This is a genomic window from Chitinolyticbacter albus, assembly GCF_024437655.1.
In the GTDB taxonomy this organism is placed as follows: Bacteria; Pseudomonadota; Gammaproteobacteria; order Burkholderiales; family Chitinibacteraceae; genus Chitinolyticbacter; species Chitinolyticbacter albus.
This window is the reverse complement of sequence record NZ_JANBVF010000022.1, coordinates 42663-61173: the sequence shown is the minus strand read 5'-3', so window position 1 is coordinate 61173 and position 18511 is coordinate 42663. Positions and strand designations below refer to the sequence as shown.

Below are 18511 nucleotides of genomic sequence, written 5' to 3'. Positions count from 1 at the left end.
ATGCCAGAGTATGGATCGATGAAATCCGGCAAGGTCACGCTACTCGGCGCGGGGCCGGGCGATCTGGAATTGTTGACGCTGAAGGCGGTGCGCGCACTCGCCAGCGCCGACGTGTTGCTGCTCGACGATCTGGCGAACCCCGAGCTCGTCACGCTGGCGCCGCAGGCGCGCGTGATCCATGTCGGCAAGCGCGGTGGCTGCAAGTCCACGCCACAGGCGTTTATCGAACGGCTGATGCGGCGCTACGCCCGCGCCGGCTGCCATGTGGTGCGCGCCAAGGGGGGAGAGGTGCTGCTGTTTGGTCGCGCCGGCGAGGAAATCCGCTCGCTGGAAGCAGCAGGAGTCGTGGTCGAGATCGTCAACGGCATCAGCTCGGGTCTGGCCGCCGCAGCGAGCCTCGGCGTATCGCTGACCCATCGCGAGCATTGCCAGGGCGTCACTTTCGTTACCGCGCACACGCAGGATCACGGCGAGCCCGATTGGGCGCTGCTCGCCGCCACCGGTACCACGCTGGTGATCTATATGGGCATGGGCCGCATCGGCAGCGTGACTGAAGGGCTGCTCGCCACCCTGCCCGCCACCACGCCAGCCGCCATCGTCGAATGGGCGAGCACGCCGCGCGAGCGCCGGCTGGTGAGCACGCTGGCCGAGCTCGCCGCCACCGCGCAGGCACTGCGCCTTGCCAGTCCTGCCGTCATCCTGGTCGGCAACGCCATCGGCGAAGCGGGTCTTGCAGCCGAGCGGCTGGCTGCCTGAAACGAAAACAGCCCGGCAAGCCGGGCTGTTGCCCACGACGAAGATTGCTACTGCTTCTGCACCAGCGCGCTGCCGCCGCCGTGGCGCAGCGGCTCCGATACCGCCGTGACCGTGCCGTCGTCGTTGAAGCGGATGCCATTGGCCGCGCCGATCTGGTCGGTTTCGTTCCACTGGTGGCCGTAGGCCTCCAGTGCCTTGGCCTCTGCGCTGCCGACGAAGTTCAAGAGCTTCTCCACCTGGGTCTTGTCGCCGTTGCGCTGGCTGAGCCGTGGTGCGGCGAGCGCATCGGCCAGGCTCATGCCCAGATCGACATGGTTGACGACCGTCTGCAGCACCGTGGTGATGATGGTCGAGCCGCCCGGCGAGCCGACGGTGAAGGCCGGCTTGCCATCCTTGAAGACTATGGTCGGGCTCATCGACGAGCGCGGGCGCTTGCCGGCCTCGGGTACGTTGGGATGCGGGGCGCTGAACTCGAAGTCTGTCATCTCGTTGTTGAGCAGGAAGCCGCGCCCCGGCACCACGATGCCGCTGCCAACCCAGTCCTCGATGGTGAAGGTGTAGGCCACCACATTACCTTCGCGATCCGACACCGTCAGGTGGGTGGTGTGCGCCGGCTCCGCCATCAGCTTGGCCTGCGGGCGTAGCGGCACCGACAGATCGTTCTGGAACGGGTATGGATCGCCGGCGCTACGCTTGCCCTGCGTGGCCTTGGGGTCGATCAGCTTGGCGCGCTCCTTGGCGTAATCCTTGGACAGCAGTCCGGCCTTGGGCACGTCGAGAAACTCGCCGTCGGCCACATAGGCATTGCGATCGGCAAACACGAGCCGCGACGCTTCCAGGTACAGGTGCTCGGCCTGGGCGCGCGGCAGCGCTTTGAGATCGAAGTTCTCCAGGATGTTCAGCGCTTCGGCAATGGCGATGCCGCCGCTGGAAGGCATGGGCATGCCGTAGAACGCGTAGCCGCGATAGGTCGATTCGATCGGCTGGCGCAAGCGGGCCTCATAGTCCTTGAGATCGTTCAGCGTCATCTGCGCGGAGAGCACCTTCACGCCGGGCGCCGCTGGCGGCTGGTTCACCGCGCGCACGATATCGCGCGCCAGTGCGCCTTCATAAAACGCCTTCACCCCGCCTTGGGCCAACAGCTTGTAGGTGTTGGCGAGATCGGGGTTACGGAAACGACTGCCCGTTGCCAAGGCCTTGCGGTCCTTTAGGTAGAGCTGCGAGGTAGACGTGAAGCGGCCGAACTTGGCCTCGTTCAGTGCATTGATGCGGTTGAAGTTCTCGCTCACCGCAAAGCCCTGCTCCGCCACCCGGATCGCGGGTTTGAGCACCTGCGAGAAGCTCATCGTGCCATAGCGCGACAGCGCATCGTGCCAGCCGCGCACCGTGCCCGGCACGCCGACCGATAGCCCTGTGGGCACCGCGTCATCCCACTCCAACTCCTTGCCATCGACCTGGAACACGGTCGGGCTGAAATATGCGGGGGCAGTTTCCCGATGATCGAGCGCGATCACGCGCTTGTCCTTGACCGAATAGATCAGCATGAAGCCACCGCCGCCGACGCCACAGCTGAACGGATCGGTCACGCCCAGCACCGCCGCGGCGGCCACGGCGGCGTCGACCGCGTTGCCGCCAGCGTTGAGGATGGCCAGCGCCGCCTGGCTTGCCTCGTCCGAAATCGTCGCCACCGCCCCGCCGTTGCCGGTCGCCACCGGCTGCTTGGCCCAGGCGGCGAATGCCGCCATCAGCAATACCGTACCCAACAATGCCTTGCTTCTCATCGTTCGCTCCAGCATGCGCCGGCGGATCGACATGCCCGCCAGTCAGTGGCGACGATGCTAACAAGGCGTGCAACAGGCTTAATCCGGGCTTACCCCTAAGGGTACGTTGGGCTTGAAAACCGCCCAGTCAGGGCCTACGACCGGTTCAGGTTCTAAGCCCTGATCGCGAACGAAGCGGCATAGGCTTGGGGATCACTGCCATCCCATAGCCTGCCGTCGATCAGCACGCTGCGCCGCAACGGTGTGGCCGGCAGATCGACATCGGCAAGGCGCGCCGCCTCGTGATAAAGATCGAGCCGGTTCACCGCTTCGGCGACTTCCAGATAATCCGGGTCGTGATCAAGCAGGCCCCAGCGGCGGTACTGGGTGAGGAACCACATGCCGTCCGACAGCCACGGGTAGCACACCTCGCCGCCACGGCCGTAGAAGCGCGCCGCATGCGAGCGGCCGCCCCGGCCGTGGCCTTCGATCAGGCGCGGCGCGATCAGCTGCTCGGGCACGCCGATCGCTTCGGCGATCCAGGGCACGGCCTGTTCGCGTTGGGCGGGATGATCGAGCCAGCGGCAGGCCTCGATCAGCGCGGCGGTCAAGGCGATCGTGGTCTGCGGATGGGTGTCGGCGAAGGCACGCGTGGTGGCGAGCACCTTCTCCGGGTGATCGGGCCAGATTTCGGCACTGGAGACCAGCGTATAGCCGCTTTGCGCCTGCTCCACCGCGGCCGGCCAGGGCTCACCGGCGCAAAAGCCGTCCAGTTCGCCGCGTGCCAAGGCGCCTACCATGTCCGGCGGCGGTACCACCTCCGTGTTCACATCACGCAAGGGATGGATGCGGTGCGCGGCCAACCAGTAATAGAGCCACATCGCGTGGGTGCCGGTGGGAAAAGTGTGCGCCAGCGTCAGCCTGCGGGTGGCGGCCACGATGGCGCGCCGCAGGCCGTCGCCGCTTTGCACGCTACCGTGCATGCCCTGTGCCAGCGCGATGCCCTGCCCGTTCTGGTTCAGCGTCATCAGCACTGCCATCTCGTGGCGCGGGCCGCCCAGGCCCAGCTGCACGCCATACGGCAAACCATAGAGCGCATGCGCTGCATCGAGCTCGCCCGCAAGCAAGCGATCGCGCAGCGTGGCCCACGAAGGCTGGCAAGCCAGGCGTAGCGTGAGTCCACGCGCCTCGGCCATACCCATGCGCTGGGCCACCACCAGCGGAGCGCAATCGGTGAGCGGCATATAGCCTAGCGTCAGTGCAGATTTTTCCAGGGTCATCGTCTCATCCCAGCAAGTCCGCCATCGCGATCAGCTGGCGCGCCACCTCGGCCAGCTTCATGCCCCGGTTCATCGCCTGGCGGCGCAGCGTTTCAAAAGCCTCGGCCTCGGTGAGGCCGCGCTTGTCCATCAGCAGGCCCTTGGCCTTGTCGATCAGCTTGCGCTCGGCCAGTTTTTGCTCGGCGTCGGCGAGCTTCTCGCGCAAGCGGTGATCCTCGTCGAAGCGTGCCTGCGCCACGGCGATCACCGCGGCAAGCTTCTCCGGCGCCACGCCTTCAACTACATAGGCGGTCACTCCGGCCGCAACCGCGGCGCGCACGGTGGCAGGGTCGGCACTGTCGGAGAACATCACCACCGGGCGCGGCGCGGCGATATTCATCACGGCCAGCTGTTCCAGCGTGTCGCGCGATGGCGATTCGGTATCGACGATGACCACGTCGGGCCGCCGCCGCTCCACCAGCTGCGCGAGTGCCCGCGCGCCGGGTGCCTCGGCGATCACCGCGAAGCCGGCCGCCGTCAGCGCAGCACTGAGCTGCCCTATCGGCTTGGCGGTATCGGTAACGAGCAGGATGCGCAACATGGTGGACATCAAACGACTGTTTCAGGCTTTATCCCGCAGCGCAACATCCGCAGCAATAACGCAGACACCCTATGGCTTCGATGCCACAGCCCTGCCTCGCACAACCGCAGACAATTCTGGCGAGTTTTCAGGCCAATCGGCACCGGCCCCTCCCCGGCATCGTGCGGCTCCACCGTCGGAGTGGATCAAGCACCTCCCTCACGCCAGCGCGCAGCAATCAGCTCCGGCCTGGATCCCTATTTGGCAAGCACAGCGTGTGCCAAGCGGAATCGGGCAGCTGGCCTGGTATGGCTGCATGTATTGCAAGCACCGCAGACTGGCGTTGTTGCGGCCGTGCCTGCAACCGCGTGCACAGGCCGGCGATTCCCGCAGCGTCGTGGGCCAGCCGTTGCGCCGTGCCGTCAGGCAGCACGCCGACATCCAGCCAGGCCTTGGCGGCATCGATTCCCACGCATGCATCATCTATCATGTCAGTCACCCCACCTTGCCAATCCGGCTCGCGGGCCCCAGCAACTGTTCGGGTCAAGAAGACAACGGGCGTGACGCCCAACGCTAACGTGCGGGACCGGCTCCCTGTCCAGTCCCTACGTCTGGCTGTACAACCAGCATTTTCCCAGCTGGCGTTGCAACAACGTACGCCGCTGCAGGCGATGAAAGATTGGCAAACCCGGCGCCCGGATTTATTTGTTAAACGCATAGTCAATCGCCCGGGACTGGACAGCTATGTCCCTGGGCGCTCATCTGCATGATGCAGGCGCGTTCTTCGGGGCAGAGATGATGGTAGTGCGTGACCATGGCGACACCTTATCAGGGTGTTGCACTTGGTTCTTGAGACCGCCCCGGTAATATCGGGGCCCAGACTCTAAAGCGAAATGCTATTCAAGACGGGGTGACGTCGCCCCGTTGACAAAAACACCTGCCTACTTATAGGGAAATCCAAGTGCTCCAGAGGCGAAGTTTGGCGGCGACACCACTACTTGCCTGGAACCATTCTGGAATTGACTGGCTTCATGACCAACTATTCCTTGGAACTGGACTTGCAAAACCCGTTGCTCTGCCCATTCGCCCTTCACACCGAATCTGACCAGTCCCATAACCGTATCGAAGGTCGCGCTTCGCGCATGTTCCGAAAGACGGGCATCGTCGAATCCGCCGGTCGCATTGACTGCGTGCTCAATCACCTGCAGCTGGGCATATGCGAGAGGTGCCACGTAGTGGCCCAAAGCATCAACGCCAAATTTCTCCGCTCGATCCTGATAAACGCTCAAGAACCGCTGAACCCCAGGAAACATCATCTTCGGGACCGGCTGCCAATATTCGTAGTTCACGAATCCGTTGAGCAGCGGACCAAGTGCAGTTTTAACGGCCGTGTTTTGAGGCCCAATCATGGCGCCGCCAACCATCTTTGGTCGGAAAGTGTGCGCATCAAGCGCACGCACGATGCCAATCGAGTCATTGAGATAGGAGCATAGAAAAAGCAGCTCGCACCCACTGTTTGCGGCGGCATCAATGACCGGCCTGAAGTTTTCAGTCGTTAACGGATAAGTGCTCTCATGAACGATCTGAAAGCCGTACTTTTCAGCATTAGCCTTGGCGCCACGTATGGGGTTCCGCGAAAATTCTGCGTCCGCCGAGACCAGCGCCACAGTCAAAGGACGAGGCGTCTGTGCAACCGCAAGTTCAAAGAATCCCTCAGTGAGCGCGGCATTCGGGTCCGGTCCGGTTGGGATCATGGCGAAGTAGTTCGGATAGGCGAATGCGTTGTTGACGCCCAGGCCCATCAGACCAACGAAGAAGCGCTGCCGCTCCATGATCAATGGCATCGCAGGCAACAAGGTGTTGGTCCCATAGCCGCCGATGACCAAGTCGACCTTGTCTTCATCCATTAGCCGCTTATAGATGCCAGGAACGAGTGACGCATCCGCCCTATCGTCGTAGCAAATGAGTTCAACCGGCCGCCCGAGCAACCCGCCTCGGCGATTGATGTCTTCCCGCCAAATGTCGTGGGCAAGTCGAGCTGACTGCGTATTGCCCGCAACAGGGCCTGTTAATGACAGGCAATAGCCGATGCGAACTGGAGCTTGCACCGTGGCCATATCAGGCTCCAGCAGGATCAAGAAAAACAAACAAGGAATGGATACGCTCGTTCTCAAAATGCGCGATATCCATTCCTGTCACGGCTACGGGACCATCAGGTGGACCAGAACTCCACTTCAAGCGACCAATACCGTGGTGGCCTATCGCTGGACCCAATGCGCCAAAAACAAAGCTAGGTGGCAGACTCGCGAGTAACGCAGTAACGGCCTCATTAATTGCCACATGACCTTTGAAGGAGGCATGCGGCTCGTTAAGCACGGCATCTTCCGCGTACAGTTCATGTATTGCTTCGATACGCCGAGCCGCATCGTGTTCGCCGAACACACGCTGAAGGTTGGCCTGCATTAGGCCGTCATAGTCGATGAGGTCGGCGAGCATCGTTACACTCCCGCGCCTGCGCCGGCACGACCAGCGAGAAGTTGCAGTTCCCAAGCCAAGGCGACGCCACTCGCACCGCCATGTTCGAGGACGACACTCGCAACGCCGCCGGCGGTCTCCTCGCGCGCCCAGTCACGCTGCCATTCGCCCAACACTGCCATCCAGGTGATCGGCACGGCACCGGCCTGGACCATGCGACGTACGGCCATGTCGTGAGCCTCCAGCGAGACGCCGCCCGAAGCGTCGGTGACGATGAAGACGTCGTACCCCTCGCCAAGGGCCTGGATCGCTGGCATGGCCAAGCAGATCTCGGTGTAGAGCGCGGCCAGTACGAGCTGCTTGCGTCCGCTTTTCTTCACGATGTCGGTGACCTTCGGGTCTTCCCAGGTGTTGATGAAGGTACGGTCGATCGGCTTCTGGTCCGGAAAGACGTCCTGCAAACCCTTGATGATGTAGCCGCCGCGCCCTTCGATCACTGTCGTCAGGATCGTTGGCACGTTGAAGACCTTCGCGGTCTTGGCTAGGCCGATGACGTTGTTGACGATCATCGATGGCTCGTGACTGTTCAGATTAGTGAACTGGTACGGCTGATGATCGATCAGCACGAGGATACTGTCTTCGGGGCGAAGAAGTCCTTGAAGTCCGGTCTTGCTCATGTGTTTCTCCTTTTTTTGGGGTTGGTGGATTAAGTTGTTCGTTTGATTCAGCATCAAACTTGGGGCGAAGCCCCGGCTTGGCGCAATTTCAAAGTCGAGCCAATACGGTTGATTTCTTGAAATTCGTTGGAAATGGCGGCTTGAGATGTATGAACAGAGTATGGCCCCATCATAAATTCATGATCGTGGGCCACCGCTGATCCGAGTACGAATCCCGCGTATTCGTCTGCGGTAAATAGAATCGGTGCTTCGCCACTCTTGAAAACCGCCAATTTCCGCTCAATCAAGTCACCCGCCGTTTTCAGTCGCCCGCGGTACACATAGTCCCAGGAAACCGAATGGCCCACGGGCGGAACATATTCCCAAGAGGATTGCGCCTCCAGTTCGACGCTTAGGTAATTGATACCCTCATCGTGGGAAATCGGCCCTCTGGCTCCTTGGTACTTGCCTAGCAGGACGCTAGCAGGGCCGACGCGCGGCACAGCTTGCGCAGCGATATGGCAGGTTTCCGGTGCAGCGCTTTCCAAATTAGGTGGCATAGCCAGCCATAGTTTTAATCCCGTAAGCGGTGAGTCGCCTCTCATGGCCGACTCATGCAAAGCACCGCCAGAAGCTCGCATCCATTCAATATCGCCAGCATTTACTACTGCCGTAGTGCCGACTGTGTCATTGATCCAAACACTGCCGGTCAATATATAGGTCAACCTAGCGATGCCAGTGTGGGGGTACATACTGAACACAGAACTTGTACCCGCAGGAATGGCGAAGTCATCAAGAAACACGAAGGGTTTGACAACTTGCCCCACGTCGCCTGGGCTCATCAGTCGCGTGATGGCGTCATGGCGAGTACCTGCGGCGCACAGCGACACCCGACGTTCATCGACGCGATCTGTCTTTGGAATACCTTCGATGATGCGGAGTCGCATGGCCTGCCCCTAGCTAGATTGAATGTGACGAAACGGCGCTAGGCACGCGCAGCCTCATGACTCAATTCTTGCATCAGCTCAATCAGTTGATTAGCCGCAAAAAATGGTCGTCATCGTCCCAAATATGGAATAATAAAGTCATGCAAGATCTGAATGACATGCTCTACTTCGCTCAAGTGGTGGATCACGGCAGCTTCTCCGCTACGGCTCGTGACTTGGGGATTCCCACGTCCACGCTCTCAAGGAGAGTAGCTGACTTGGAATCTGCTCTGGGTGTCCGCCTTTTACACCGCACCACACGCAGGTTATCGCTCACGCAGATCGGTGAGATCTATTACCAATATTGTGCCGCTCTAAGAACGCAAGCGCAGTCTGCGGAGGATGCTATAGCCATCGCACGCACCGAGCCGTGCGGGACAATCAGAATGTCGTGCCCGGTTAGTCTTTCGCAAATCACGCTCCGGCCCATCTTGCCAGACTTCATGCGACGCTATCCAAAGGTCAATATAGAGATGTTCGTGAGCAACAGGGTATTTGACCCTATTCAAGACGGGCTCGACCTAGCGCTTAGGGTCCGGCCCTCGCTTGAGGACAGCGGAGGCTTAGTCGTTAAGCAATTTGGAGTGGTACGCACTCAACTAATGGCTAGCCCGGAGCTTTTAACCCGCGTAGGCCGACCACACTCACCGGAAAATCTGAAGGGTATTCCGAGCGTCGCGATGTCTGCTACGGATGGACGTGCAGTCTGGCGTCTGGTAAGGCCAGATAATCGAACAACTGAGGTACTACATCGGCCCTGTTTTGCTGCAGACGACTTTCTTACTTTAAAGCACGCGATCCTTTCCGGTGTTGGGATGGGCGTCCTGCCTGAGTATTTGTGCCGGCAAGAACTGGATAACGGTCAGTTAGTAATAGTTCTGCCTGATTGGGCTCCGCTGCCGGACATACTTCATGCGGTTTTCCCATCACGGCGAGGAATGATGTCGTCCGTGAGATGCTTCCTCGACTTCTTGGATGAGCATGCTCAGGAAGGTATTCGTCGAATCTGATTCCGGCTCATGGCCGTGAAACGAGCGCCGCAATCGCAATCACCAATAGAACAGCACCTGGAAACACGGCGTGGCGATATTCGCCGCCCCGGCGCACCTCGGCCAGCCAGTCCTGCGCCATGGCGCAGGCTTGTTCGACGGTCAGTTCCCCGAACAACCCCAAGGCGGGCTAGCGAGGCGGTCCGGCGTTCGCGCGGTACAAAAGTGAACACCTTGCGGCCCGTCGGGGTGATCTTGCACAGGAATCCGGGAACTACGGTATCCCGTAGCTCGACATCCTTGGCCTGCGGTTGCGCCGCATCGACTGCGGACTTGGTGAGCTTGATCTTTGCCATGATGACTCCTCGGAAGCCCCGGTTTCCAAGAGCCGCATAGGAGTCGAGCGGAGGCAAGCGGGTCAAGCTTCGGAAAACACCGGCATATCTTTAACTCACCTAAGTCATTGATAAACCTTATGTATCTAGCATTGGCGTAGTCCAGAAAAGTACCGGAATGGAGTCATCGTGAAACAAAAAACCCGCCATCAGGCGGGTTTTTTGTCATGCGCAGTTCGATCTAATCAGACCGTAGCCTTCTCGGCTTCGGCCTGGTAGCTCTCGATCTGGTTGAAGTTGAGGTAGCGATACACTTCCGCGCCCTTCTCGTTGATCACACCGATGTCGGACATGTATTCGGCTACGGTCGGGATACGGCCCAGGCGCGAGGCAATCGCGGCGAGCTCGGCCGAGGACAGGAACACATTGGTGTTCTTGCCCAGGCGGTTCGGGAAGTTGCGGGTCGAGGTCGAGACCACGGTCGCGCCTTCACGCACCTGCGCCTGGTTGCCCATGCACAGCGAGCAGCCCGGCATTTCGGTGCGCGCGCCTGCCGTGCCGAAGGTGCCGTAGTAGCCTTCTTCGGTCAGTTGCTGCGCATCCATCTTGGTCGGCGGAGCGATCCACAGCTTGACCGGGATGTCGCGCTTGCCTTCCAGCAGCTTGCCGGCCGCACGGAAGTGCCCGATGTTGGTCATGCACGAACCGATGAACACCTCGTCGATGTGGGTGCCGGCCACTTCGGACAGCACCTTCACATCGTCCGGATCGTTCGGGCAGGCCAGGATGGGCTCCTTCACGTCGGCCAGATCGATTTCGATCACGGCCGCGTATTCGGCGTCGGCATCCGGCTCGAGCAGGTTCGGGTTGGCGAGCCAGGCTTCCATGGCCTTGATACGGCGAGCCAGGGTCTTGGCATCGCCGTAGCCATTGGTGATCATGGACTTGAGCAGCACGATGTTCGAGTTCAGGTACTCGATGATCGGCTCCTTATCCAGGCGCACCGAGCAACCGGCGGCCGAACGCTCTGCAGACGCATCGGTCAGTTCGAACGCTTGCTCGACCTTCAGCTTCGGCAGGCCTTCGATTTCCAGGATACGGCCCGAGAAGATGTTCTTCTTGCCAGCCTTGGCCACGGTCAACAGACCTGCCTTGATGGCGTAAAGCGGAATGGCGTTCACGAGGTCACGCAAGGTGATGCCCGGCTGCAGTTCGCCCTTGAAACGCACCAGCACCGATTCGGGCATATCGAGCGGCATCACGCCGGTGGCGGCGCCGAAGGCCACCAGGCCGGAACCGGCCGGGAACGAGATACCGATTGGGAAACGGGTGTGGCTGTCGCCGCCGGTGCCGACGGTATCGGGCAGCAGCATGCGGTTGAGCCAGCTGTGGATCACGCCATCACCCGGACGCAGCGACACGCCGCCACGGTTGCGGATGAACTCCGGCAGTTCGTGGTGAGTCTTCACGTCCACCGGCTTAGGATATGCAGCAGTGTGGCAGAACGATTGCATCACAAGATCGGCCGAGAAGCCCAGGCAAGCCAGATCCTTCAGCTCGTCGCGGGTCATCGGGCCGGTGGTGTCTTGCGAGCCCACCGAGGTCATGCGGGGCTCGCAATAGGTGCCCGGACGCACGCCCTGGCCTTCCGGTAGGCCGACGGCGCGGCCGACCATCTTTTGGGCTTGCGTGAAGCCCTTGGTCGAAACAGCTGGTGCCTGCGGTAGGCGGAACAGCGTCGAGGCCGGCAGGCCCAGCGATTCACGCGCCTTGGCGGTGAGGCCACGGCCGATGATCAGGTTGATACGGCCACCGGCGCGCACTTCGTCGAACAGCACGTCGGACTTGACCTTGAACTCGGCGACGGTTTCGCCGTTCTTGATGACCTTGCCTTCGTACGGGCGCAGTTCGATCACATCACCCATGTCCAGCTTGGAGACATCGACTTCGATCGGCAGCGCGCCGGAGTCTTCCTGGGTGTTGAAGAAGATCGGAGCGATCTTGCCGCCGAGGCAATAGCCGCCAAAGCGCTTGTTCGGCACGAACGGGATGTCGTCACCTGTCCACCACAGCACCGAGTTGGTCGCCGACTTGCGCGAGGAACCGGTACCGACCACGTCACCGACGTAGGCGATCAGGTTGCCCTTCTTCGCCAGATCCTGGATGAACTGGATCGGGCCGCGCTTGCCGTCTTCTTCCGGCGTGATGCCGGGACGGGCGTTCTTCAGCATGGCCAGCGCGTGCAGCGGGATATCCGGGCGCGACCAGGCATCCGGCGCCGGCGACAGGTCATCGGTATTGGTTTCGCCGGTGACCTTGAACACGGTCAGCGTGACCGATTGCGGCACTTCCGGGCGGCTGGTGAACCACTCGGCATCGGCCCAGCTCTGGATCACGCCGCGGGCGTTGGCGTTGCCGGCGTCCGCCAGTTCCTTCACGTCATGGAAGTAGTCGAACATCAGCAGGGTTTTCTTCAGGCCTTCGGCAGCCACGGCGCCAACTTCGGCATCACCCAACAGATCAATCATCGGCTTGATGTTGAAGCCGCCGAGCATGGTGCCCAAGAGTTCCACCGCCTTGGTGCGGCTGATCAGTGCACAGGAATCCTTGCCAGCAGCCACGGCAGCGAGGAATGCAGCCTTCACCTTGGCGGCATCGTCCACGCCCGGCGGTACGCGGTGGGTGATCAGATCGACCAGGAACGCTTCCTCGCCAGCAGGCGGGTTCTGCAGCAGGGTGACCAGGTCGGCCACTTGTTGCGCGGTCAGCGGCAGCGGCGGGATTCCGAGGGCGGCACGTTCGGCTACGTGCTGGCGATAGGCTTCAAGCATGGGTCAACCTTTTGCGTGGAGGTTTGCGTGGAACTGGTTAAACGGCAAGGTGCCGTATGCGTCCGGCCTGGCCGGACATGATTTTACGCGGAGCCAACGCAACGCTCATGCGCGCGGCACAAACGGCGAGGCTTGCTTCGGAGCGGAAGGTTACGCGCATGGCAGGGCGAGCACAAACGAGTAAACGCCACAGCGGGTGTGAGTTAAAATCACAACCATACTCAGTGAAAGCGAGACCGGCGGCAGCTGAGAACGGCTCTCAATAAACCTTCTCATGCCGGAACCGCCAACGCCCCCTGCTCCACCATTTCCACCCCGCCTTGACCTGGATTCACCATGAGCCAGTCCCTGCCCCCGCTCAATGCCTTGCGCGCCTTCGAGGCCGCCGCGCGGCTGGAAAGCTTTTCCGCCGCCGCGGCCGAGCTGTTCGTCACCCACGGCGCGATCAGCAAGCAGATCAAGCAGCTGGAGGCATGGCTGGGCGTGCAGTTGTTCGAGCGCAGCGGCGGGCGGGTGAAGCTGACCGACGTCGGTTGGCGGTACCTGGTGCAGGTGCAGGATGGGTTCGATCTGATCGCCAACGCCACCCACCAGCTGATGCAGCCCAACCGGCAACGGCGGCTCACCATCAACTCGACGCCGACGCTCGCCATGTACTGGCTGCTGCCGCGGTTGACGCAATTCCAGCAGCGCTTCCCCGATATCGAACTCAAGCTGATGACCTCGGACCGCGATATCAGCCGGCTCGATACGCCGTTCGATGTCGCGATCCGGCGCGGGCCGGGCGATTGGCCGGGCTACGCCACCAAGCCCTTTTTGGAAGAGCGTGAACTGCCGCTGATCAGCCCCGCCCTGCTCGATCGCTTCCCCATTGCCGAGCCTGCCGATCTCGCCCGCCATACGCTGCTCTATGCCGATACCCGCCCGACCGCGTGGCAGCGCTGGCTGACGCTGGCCGGCGTGCCCGAGCTCAAACCCGCCGCCACCCAGCATTTCGATCATTTTTACCTGGCCTTGCAGGCGGCGATGGATGGCCTCGGTGTGGTGCTGGGGCCACTACCGATGATCCAGGCCGAGATCGATAGCGGCAGGCTGGTGGCGCCATTGGCGGGGCCCGTGGCACCGGTGCGCGGCTACTGCTGGATCACGCCACGCAGCGCGATGAACGACGCGGCCATCACCGCCTTCTGCCAGTGGCTGGAAGACGCGTCCGAGGCGACTTGAGCGACTGGCGCCGTATCGGCGCCAGGGTAACGGGATCCGTCGCAACCTGCCCGGCGATGCGAACCTCGGCGCCACAGCGTGGTCGCACCGTGCAGAGCAACCGCCGCGGAGCTTCTGTATGCCCTTGTCGCCCCAAGACGTGCAACGCACCCTGCCCCGACCCGCGGGAGCCCCGCTGACCTATTACAGCCTGCCCGCGCTGGAAAAAGCCGGTGTCGGACCGGTGTCGCGACTGCCAGTGTCGATCCGACTGGTGCTCGAATCGGTATTGCGCCATTGCGATGGCATCAGGGTCACCGAAGAACACGTGCGCCAGCTCGCCAACTGGAAACCCAAAGCGGCGCGGGTCGACGAGATTCCATTCACCGTGGCACGAGTGGTGCTGCAGGATTTCACCGGTGTGCCGCTGCTGGCGGATCTGGCCGCCATGCGCAGCACCGCCGCCTCTCTCGGGCGCGACCCCACGCTGATCGAGCCGCTGGTGCCGGTCGATCTTGTCGTCGACCATTCGGTGCAGGTGGATGTATTCGGCACGCCCGATGCACTGCGCCGCAATATGGAGCTGGAATTCGCCCGCAATGGCGAGCGCTACCAGTTCATGAAATGGGGTATGCAGGCGTTCGATACCTTCAAGGTGGTGCCGCCCGGCATCGGCATCGTCCACCAGGTGAACCTGGAATATCTGTTCCGCGGCGTGCAGGTGAAGGATGGCGTGGTCTACCCGGATACGCTGGTCGGCACCGACAGCCATACCACGATGATCAACGGTGTGGGCGTCGTTGGCTGGGGCGTCGGCGGTATCGAGGCCGAGGCCGCCATGCTGGGGCAGCCGGTGTATTTCCTCACGCCGGACGTAGTCGGCGTCGAGCTCACTGGCAAACTGCGCGAAGGCGTGACCGCCACCGACCTGGTGCTGACGGTGACCGAGCTGCTGCGCCGCGAGAATGTGGTCGGCCAGTTCGTCGAGTTCTTCGGCAAGGGCACGGCCAGCCTCACCGTCACCGACCGAGCCACCATCGCCAATATGGCCCCGGAATACGGCGCGACCATGGGCTTTTTCCCGGTCGATGAGCAGACCCTCGCCTACCTGCGCGGCACCGGGCGCACCGATGAGGAAATCACGCTGTTCGAGGCCTACTTCAAGGCACAGCAGTTGTTCGGCGTACCGCGCGCCGGCGAGATCGACTACAGCCGCACGCTCAAGCTCGATCTCGATGGCATCGTGCCCAGCCTCGCTGGCCCCAAGCGGCCGCAGGATCGCATCATGCTCTCGGATATGAGAAAGAACTTCGAAGCGCTGTTTTCTGCGTCGCCAGCGAAAAACGGCTTCGGCAAGAACGCCGCAACGCTGGGCGAGCGCGTGACGGTGGGCTACACCGCAGAGCAGCCCCGGCAAGATACGCAGCAAACCACGCCGACCGGCGCGCCCAGGCACGAGCGCGAGATGGTGGACAATCGCCCCACGCCGGCCCAGGCCACCACCAGCCACGACGCGGGCGTGGATCTGGGCCATGGCGACATCCTGATCGCTGCCATCACCAGCTGCACCAACACCTCCAACCCGGGCGTACTGCTGGCGGCGGGCCTGTTGGCGAAAAAAGCCGTGGCGCGCGGCCTTGCGGTGAAGCCGCATATCAAGACCAGCCTTGCGCCGGGCTCGCGTGTCGTCACCGATTACCTGGAAAAGACCGGCCTGTTGCAGCCGCTCGCCGAGCTCGGCTTTGCACTCGCCGGTTACGGCTGTACCACCTGTATCGGCAACGCCGGCGACCTGACGCCAGAGCTCAACGAAGCGATCACCACCCATGATGTGATCGCGGCGGCCGTGCTATCCGGCAATCGCAACTTCGAGGCGCGCATCCATCCCAACATCCGCGCCAACTACCTGGCGAGCCCGCCGCTGGTGGTCGCATTTGCCATTGCCGGCCGCGCCAATATCGACTTGACCACGGAGCCGCTGGGTACCGGAAAGGACGGCGCGCCGGTCTATCTGCGCGACATCTGGCCCAGCTCCGACGAGATCGCCGCGCTGCTGCCATTTGCGCTCGATCCTGCCACCTACCGGGAGCGCTATCGCGATTTCACCCGCGATCTCGATCTGTGGAACGCCATCCCGGCGCCGACCGGTGACGTGTATTCCTGGCCAGCCTCCACCTATATCGCCCAACCACCGTTCTTCGACGACTTTGCCCACGCCCCAGGCGCCTTGCCACAGATCACCGGCGCCCGTGCGCTGCTGATCCTGGGCGATTCGGTCACCACCGATCACATCAGCCCGGCCGGGGCCTTCGGTGAAAAAACGCCAGCCGGGCAATACCTGATCGCCCATGGCGTGGCGCGGCAGGACTTCAACAGTTACGGCAGCCGGCGTGGCAACCACGACATCATGATCCGCGGCACCTTCGCCAATGTGCGGGTGAAAAACCTGATGCTGCCGCCCAAGGCGGACGGCAGCCGCATCGAGGGCGGGTACACGCTGCTCGACGGCGTGCAGAGCACGGTGTTCGAGGCGGCCCAGACCTGGCAGACGCGCGGTGTGCCCACCGTGGTGTTCGCCGGCGAGGAATACGGCACGGGTTCCAGCCGCGACTGGGCAGCCAAGGGCACCATGCTGCTGGGCGTGAAGGCGGTGATTGCCCGAAGCTTCGAGCGTATCCACCGCTCCAACCTCGTCGGCATGGGCGTGCTGCCGCTGCAGTTCCTGGGCAAGGATAGCCACGAGAGCCTGAAGCTGACGGGCGAGGAGACCTTCGACATCGTCGGCATCGAGGCCGGTTTGCGGCCGCAGCAGGATCTGACGCTGCGCATCCACCGCCCCGACGGCAGCACGCAGGATGTAACGGTGCGCTCGCGCATCGATACGCCGATCGAGGTCGAGTACTACCGGCACGGCGGCATCCTGCCCTACGTGCTGCGGGAGTTGCTGGCATGAACATGCGTGTCCACCTCACATCGCCAGCTGACGGGCGCAGCCCGGTTCGCCGAACGGGCATGCGGTACTGGCTTGCGCTAGCTAGTCTTGGCCTGAATGTCGTTGCGCAGGCGGGGCTGCCGGCGAGTACGTCCAACAACTACGCCGCGGAAACCATAGCCAGCGGGCTGGAGCATCCGTGGAGCCTCGCCTTTCTGCCCGATGGCCGCATGCTGGTCACCGAACGAGCGGGCCGGCTGCGCCTGGTTACCATCGACGGCAAGTTGTCGGCGCCCATCGCCGGCGTACCCAAGGTCTACGCCAGCGGCCAGGGCGGTTTGCTCGATGTCGCGCTTGATCCGGCGTTTGCGCAAAATCGCCTCGTTTACCTCAGTTACGCCGAGCCCGGCAACAATGATCTTGCCGGCACCGCCGTGGCGCGCGCCCGGTTGATCGAAACAGCGAGTTCGGCGCGGCTGGAACAGTTGGTCGTGATCCTGCGCCAGCAACCGAAGACCGTGGGCGGCGCCCATTTCGGGAGCCGGCTTGCCTTTGCCCGCGACGGCACGCTGTTTGTCACCATGGGCGAGCGCTACCAGCGTGATCGCGCCCAGGAGCTCGATGTCAGTTTCGGCAAGGTGCTACGCATCCGGCCTGACGGCGGCATCCCACCCGACAACCCCTATGTCGGGCGCAAGGACGTGCTGCCCGAGATCTGGAGCCATGGCCACCGCAACCCGCAATCGGCAGCCATCCATCCGGCCACGGGCGCGCTGTGGACCATCGAACACGGAGCCCGCGGCGGCGACGAGATCAATATCCCGCTGGCCGGACGCAACTACGGCTGGCCGGTGATCACCTACGGGCACGATTATTCCGGACTGCCCATCGGCGAGGGCACGGCCAAGGCGGGCATGGAGCAGCCGGTGTACTACTGGGATCCGTCGATTGCGCCATCGGGCATGGCGTTCTATACCAGCAACCGTTACCCCGGTTGGAACGGCACCCTGCTGGTCGGGGCGCTCAAGGGGCAGGCTCTGGTCCGGCTTACGCTCAAGGGCAACCAGGTCGTGGCGGAAGAACGCCTGCTCGGCAACGCCAAGCAACGGATCCGCGACGTGCGTCAGGGGCCGGATGGCTGGGTTTATCTGCTGACCGATGCGGACGACGGCGCAATCTTGCGGCTAAAGCCACGCTGAAACACTGAAAAGCAGCACGCCCGCGAATGCGGGCGTGAGGCATGGCAACAACAATGGTGTCGCTCAGGGACAGAACTTCTTCAGGTCTTCCTCGTTTTTCGCGATTTCCTGCTTGCGGCGCTCGGCTTCCATGAATTCGACCTCGCCCTTCTCGTTGATCGCCTTGTAGATCTTGTTGTTCTGCAAGAAGGCGCTGCGCTTCATCGCCGCGTCGCACTGCGCCGGATCCTTTTGCGCAGCTGCAGGGTCCGCCTTGGCGGCGTCTGCCGGCTTCGCCCCGTCCGTAGCAACAGCGGCGGCCGGTGCCGCAGTCTTGCGATCGGCCGGAAGCGAGCTCACCGGCAACTCCTTGGTATCGATGACCTTGGCTTTCTTCTGGTCCGGCGGCGGCGTATCGGAATAGTGGATGCGGCCATCGGCATCCTTCCACTTGTAGATTTCAGCACTGGCCGTCGCCGCGACGCAGCATAACGACAAGATCAGCATCGTTCTTTTCATCGTTTTCCCCTGATCATTTGGTCAACGGCCTAGCCGTTCTTTCTCGTCCATA

At 62.3% G+C, this 18511-nt stretch carries 14 protein-coding genes; 5 read left to right on the top strand and 9 right to left on the bottom strand.

Annotation, left to right across the window (positions count from 1 at the left end; all coding sequences use genetic code 11):
- Complete coding sequence (gene cobA / locus NLI84_RS13755; RefSeq protein WP_255991058.1) at window positions 1-756, top strand: uroporphyrinogen-III C-methyltransferase; 756 nt, start codon at window positions 1-3, stop codon at window positions 754-756.
- A gap of 47 nt (window positions 757-803) precedes the next feature.
- Here cobA and ggt read toward each other — a convergent pair whose 3' ends face one another.
- The 7 genes from ggt to NLI84_RS13720 form a co-directional block, all read right to left on the bottom strand.
- A complete protein-coding gene (ggt, locus tag NLI84_RS13750; RefSeq protein ID WP_255991057.1) occupies window positions 804-2537 on the bottom strand; it encodes a gamma-glutamyltransferase in 1734 nt (577 codons plus the stop codon).
- 152 nt (window positions 2538-2689) lie between these two features.
- On the bottom strand, window positions 2690-3796 hold the full coding sequence (locus tag NLI84_RS13745) for a CmpA/NrtA family ABC transporter substrate-binding protein (protein WP_255991056.1): 1107 nt from the start codon (window positions 3794-3796) through the stop codon (window positions 2690-2692).
- Between the two features lie 4 nt (window positions 3797-3800).
- Complete coding sequence (locus NLI84_RS13740) at window positions 3801-4385, bottom strand: ANTAR domain-containing response regulator (protein WP_255991055.1); 585 nt, start codon at window positions 4383-4385, stop codon at window positions 3801-3803.
- A gap of 911 nt (window positions 4386-5296) precedes the next feature.
- Entirely contained in the window at window positions 5297-6472 is a 1176-nt protein-coding gene (locus NLI84_RS13735) for an amino acid ABC transporter substrate-binding protein (RefSeq protein WP_255991054.1), read from the bottom strand.
- Window position 6473: 1 nt separating this feature from the next.
- The gene (locus NLI84_RS13730; protein ID WP_255991053.1) at window positions 6474-6851 is read right to left on the bottom strand and encodes a nuclear transport factor 2 family protein; all 378 of its coding nucleotides are present in this window, start codon (window positions 6849-6851) and stop codon (window positions 6474-6476) included.
- A gap of 2 nt (window positions 6852-6853) precedes the next feature.
- Window positions 6854-7507, bottom strand: coding sequence for a hydrolase (locus NLI84_RS13725; RefSeq protein WP_255991052.1), 654 nt, complete (start codon window positions 7505-7507; stop codon window positions 6854-6856).
- Between the two features lie 53 nt (window positions 7508-7560).
- Complete coding sequence (locus NLI84_RS13720; protein WP_255991050.1) at window positions 7561-8433, bottom strand: pirin family protein; 873 nt, start codon at window positions 8431-8433, stop codon at window positions 7561-7563.
- 56 nt (window positions 8434-8489) lie between these two features.
- On the opposite strand from NLI84_RS13720, the gene NLI84_RS13715 reads away from it, so the two are divergent.
- Window positions 8490-9482, top strand: a complete 993-nt coding sequence (locus NLI84_RS13715) for a LysR family transcriptional regulator (protein WP_308445828.1) — start codon at window positions 8490-8492, stop codon at window positions 9480-9482.
- A 559-nt stretch (window positions 9483-10041) separates the two neighbouring features.
- On the opposite strand, the gene acnB is transcribed toward NLI84_RS13715, so the two are convergent.
- Window positions 10042-12627 carry a bifunctional aconitate hydratase 2/2-methylisocitrate dehydratase gene (gene acnB, locus NLI84_RS13705; protein WP_255991049.1) on the bottom strand — a complete coding sequence of 862 codons (2586 nt, stop codon included), beginning with the start codon at window positions 12625-12627 and terminating at the stop codon, window positions 10042-10044.
- A 336-nt stretch (window positions 12628-12963) separates the two neighbouring features.
- Here acnB and NLI84_RS13700 point away from each other — a divergent pair, with 336 nt between their 5' ends.
- The 3 genes from NLI84_RS13700 (at window position 12964) to NLI84_RS13690 (ending at window position 17961) form a co-directional block, all read left to right on the top strand.
- Entirely contained in the window at window positions 12964-13851 is an 888-nt protein-coding gene (locus NLI84_RS13700; protein ID WP_255991048.1) for a transcriptional regulator GcvA, read from the top strand.
- Window positions 13852-13969: 118 nt separating this feature from the next.
- The gene (gene acnA / locus NLI84_RS13695) at window positions 13970-16783 is read left to right on the top strand and encodes an aconitate hydratase AcnA (protein WP_255991047.1); all 2814 of its coding nucleotides are present in this window, start codon (window positions 13970-13972) and stop codon (window positions 16781-16783) included.
- Between the two features lie 59 nt (window positions 16784-16842).
- The gene (locus NLI84_RS13690; RefSeq protein ID WP_255991046.1) at window positions 16843-17961 is read left to right on the top strand and encodes a PQQ-dependent sugar dehydrogenase; all 1119 of its coding nucleotides are present in this window, start codon (window positions 16843-16845) and stop codon (window positions 17959-17961) included.
- Window positions 17962-18024: 63 nt separating this feature from the next.
- On the opposite strand, the gene NLI84_RS13685 is transcribed toward NLI84_RS13690, so the two are convergent.
- Window positions 18025-18459, bottom strand: coding sequence for a DUF4124 domain-containing protein (locus tag NLI84_RS13685; protein WP_255991045.1), 435 nt, complete (start codon window positions 18457-18459; stop codon window positions 18025-18027).
- Between the last annotated feature and the right edge of the window lie 52 nt (window positions 18460-18511).

What these genes read in the sequence shown, in the direction of transcription:
- cobA (WP_255991058.1), top strand. Translation starts at nt 1, where the DNA reads ATGCCAGAGTATGGATCGATGAAATCCGGCAAGGTCACGCTACTCGGC.
- ggt (WP_255991057.1), bottom strand. Translation starts at nt 2,537, where the DNA reads ATGAGAAGCAAGGCATTGTTGGGTACGGTATTGCTGATGGCGGCATTC.
- NLI84_RS13745 (WP_255991056.1), bottom strand. Translation starts at nt 3,796, where the DNA reads ATGACCCTGGAAAAATCTGCACTGACGCTAGGCTATATGCCGCTCACC.
- NLI84_RS13740 (WP_255991055.1), bottom strand. Translation starts at nt 4,385, where the DNA reads ATGTCCACCATGTTGCGCATCCTGCTCGTTACCGATACCGCCAAGCCG.
- NLI84_RS13735 (WP_255991054.1), bottom strand. Translation starts at nt 6,472, where the DNA reads ATGGCCACGGTGCAAGCTCCAGTTCGCATCGGCTATTGCCTGTCATTA.
- NLI84_RS13730 (WP_255991053.1), bottom strand. Translation starts at nt 6,851, where the DNA reads ATGCTCGCCGACCTCATCGACTATGACGGCCTAATGCAGGCCAACCTT.
- NLI84_RS13725 (WP_255991052.1), bottom strand. Translation starts at nt 7,507, where the DNA reads ATGAGCAAGACCGGACTTCAAGGACTTCTTCGCCCCGAAGACAGTATC.
- NLI84_RS13720 (WP_255991050.1), bottom strand. Translation starts at nt 8,433, where the DNA reads ATGCGACTCCGCATCATCGAAGGTATTCCAAAGACAGATCGCGTCGAT.
- NLI84_RS13715 (WP_308445828.1), top strand. Translation starts at nt 8,490, where the DNA reads ATGACTCAATTCTTGCATCAGCTCAATCAGTTGATTAGCCGCAAAAAA.
- acnB (WP_255991049.1), bottom strand. Translation starts at nt 12,627, where the DNA reads ATGCTTGAAGCCTATCGCCAGCACGTAGCCGAACGTGCCGCCCTCGGA.
- NLI84_RS13700 (WP_255991048.1), top strand. Translation starts at nt 12,964, where the DNA reads ATGAGCCAGTCCCTGCCCCCGCTCAATGCCTTGCGCGCCTTCGAGGCC.
- acnA (WP_255991047.1), top strand. Translation starts at nt 13,970, where the DNA reads ATGCCCTTGTCGCCCCAAGACGTGCAACGCACCCTGCCCCGACCCGCG.
- NLI84_RS13690 (WP_255991046.1), top strand. Translation starts at nt 16,843, where the DNA reads ATGCGGTACTGGCTTGCGCTAGCTAGTCTTGGCCTGAATGTCGTTGCG.
- NLI84_RS13685 (WP_255991045.1), bottom strand. Translation starts at nt 18,459, where the DNA reads ATGAAAAGAACGATGCTGATCTTGTCGTTATGCTGCGTCGCGGCGACG.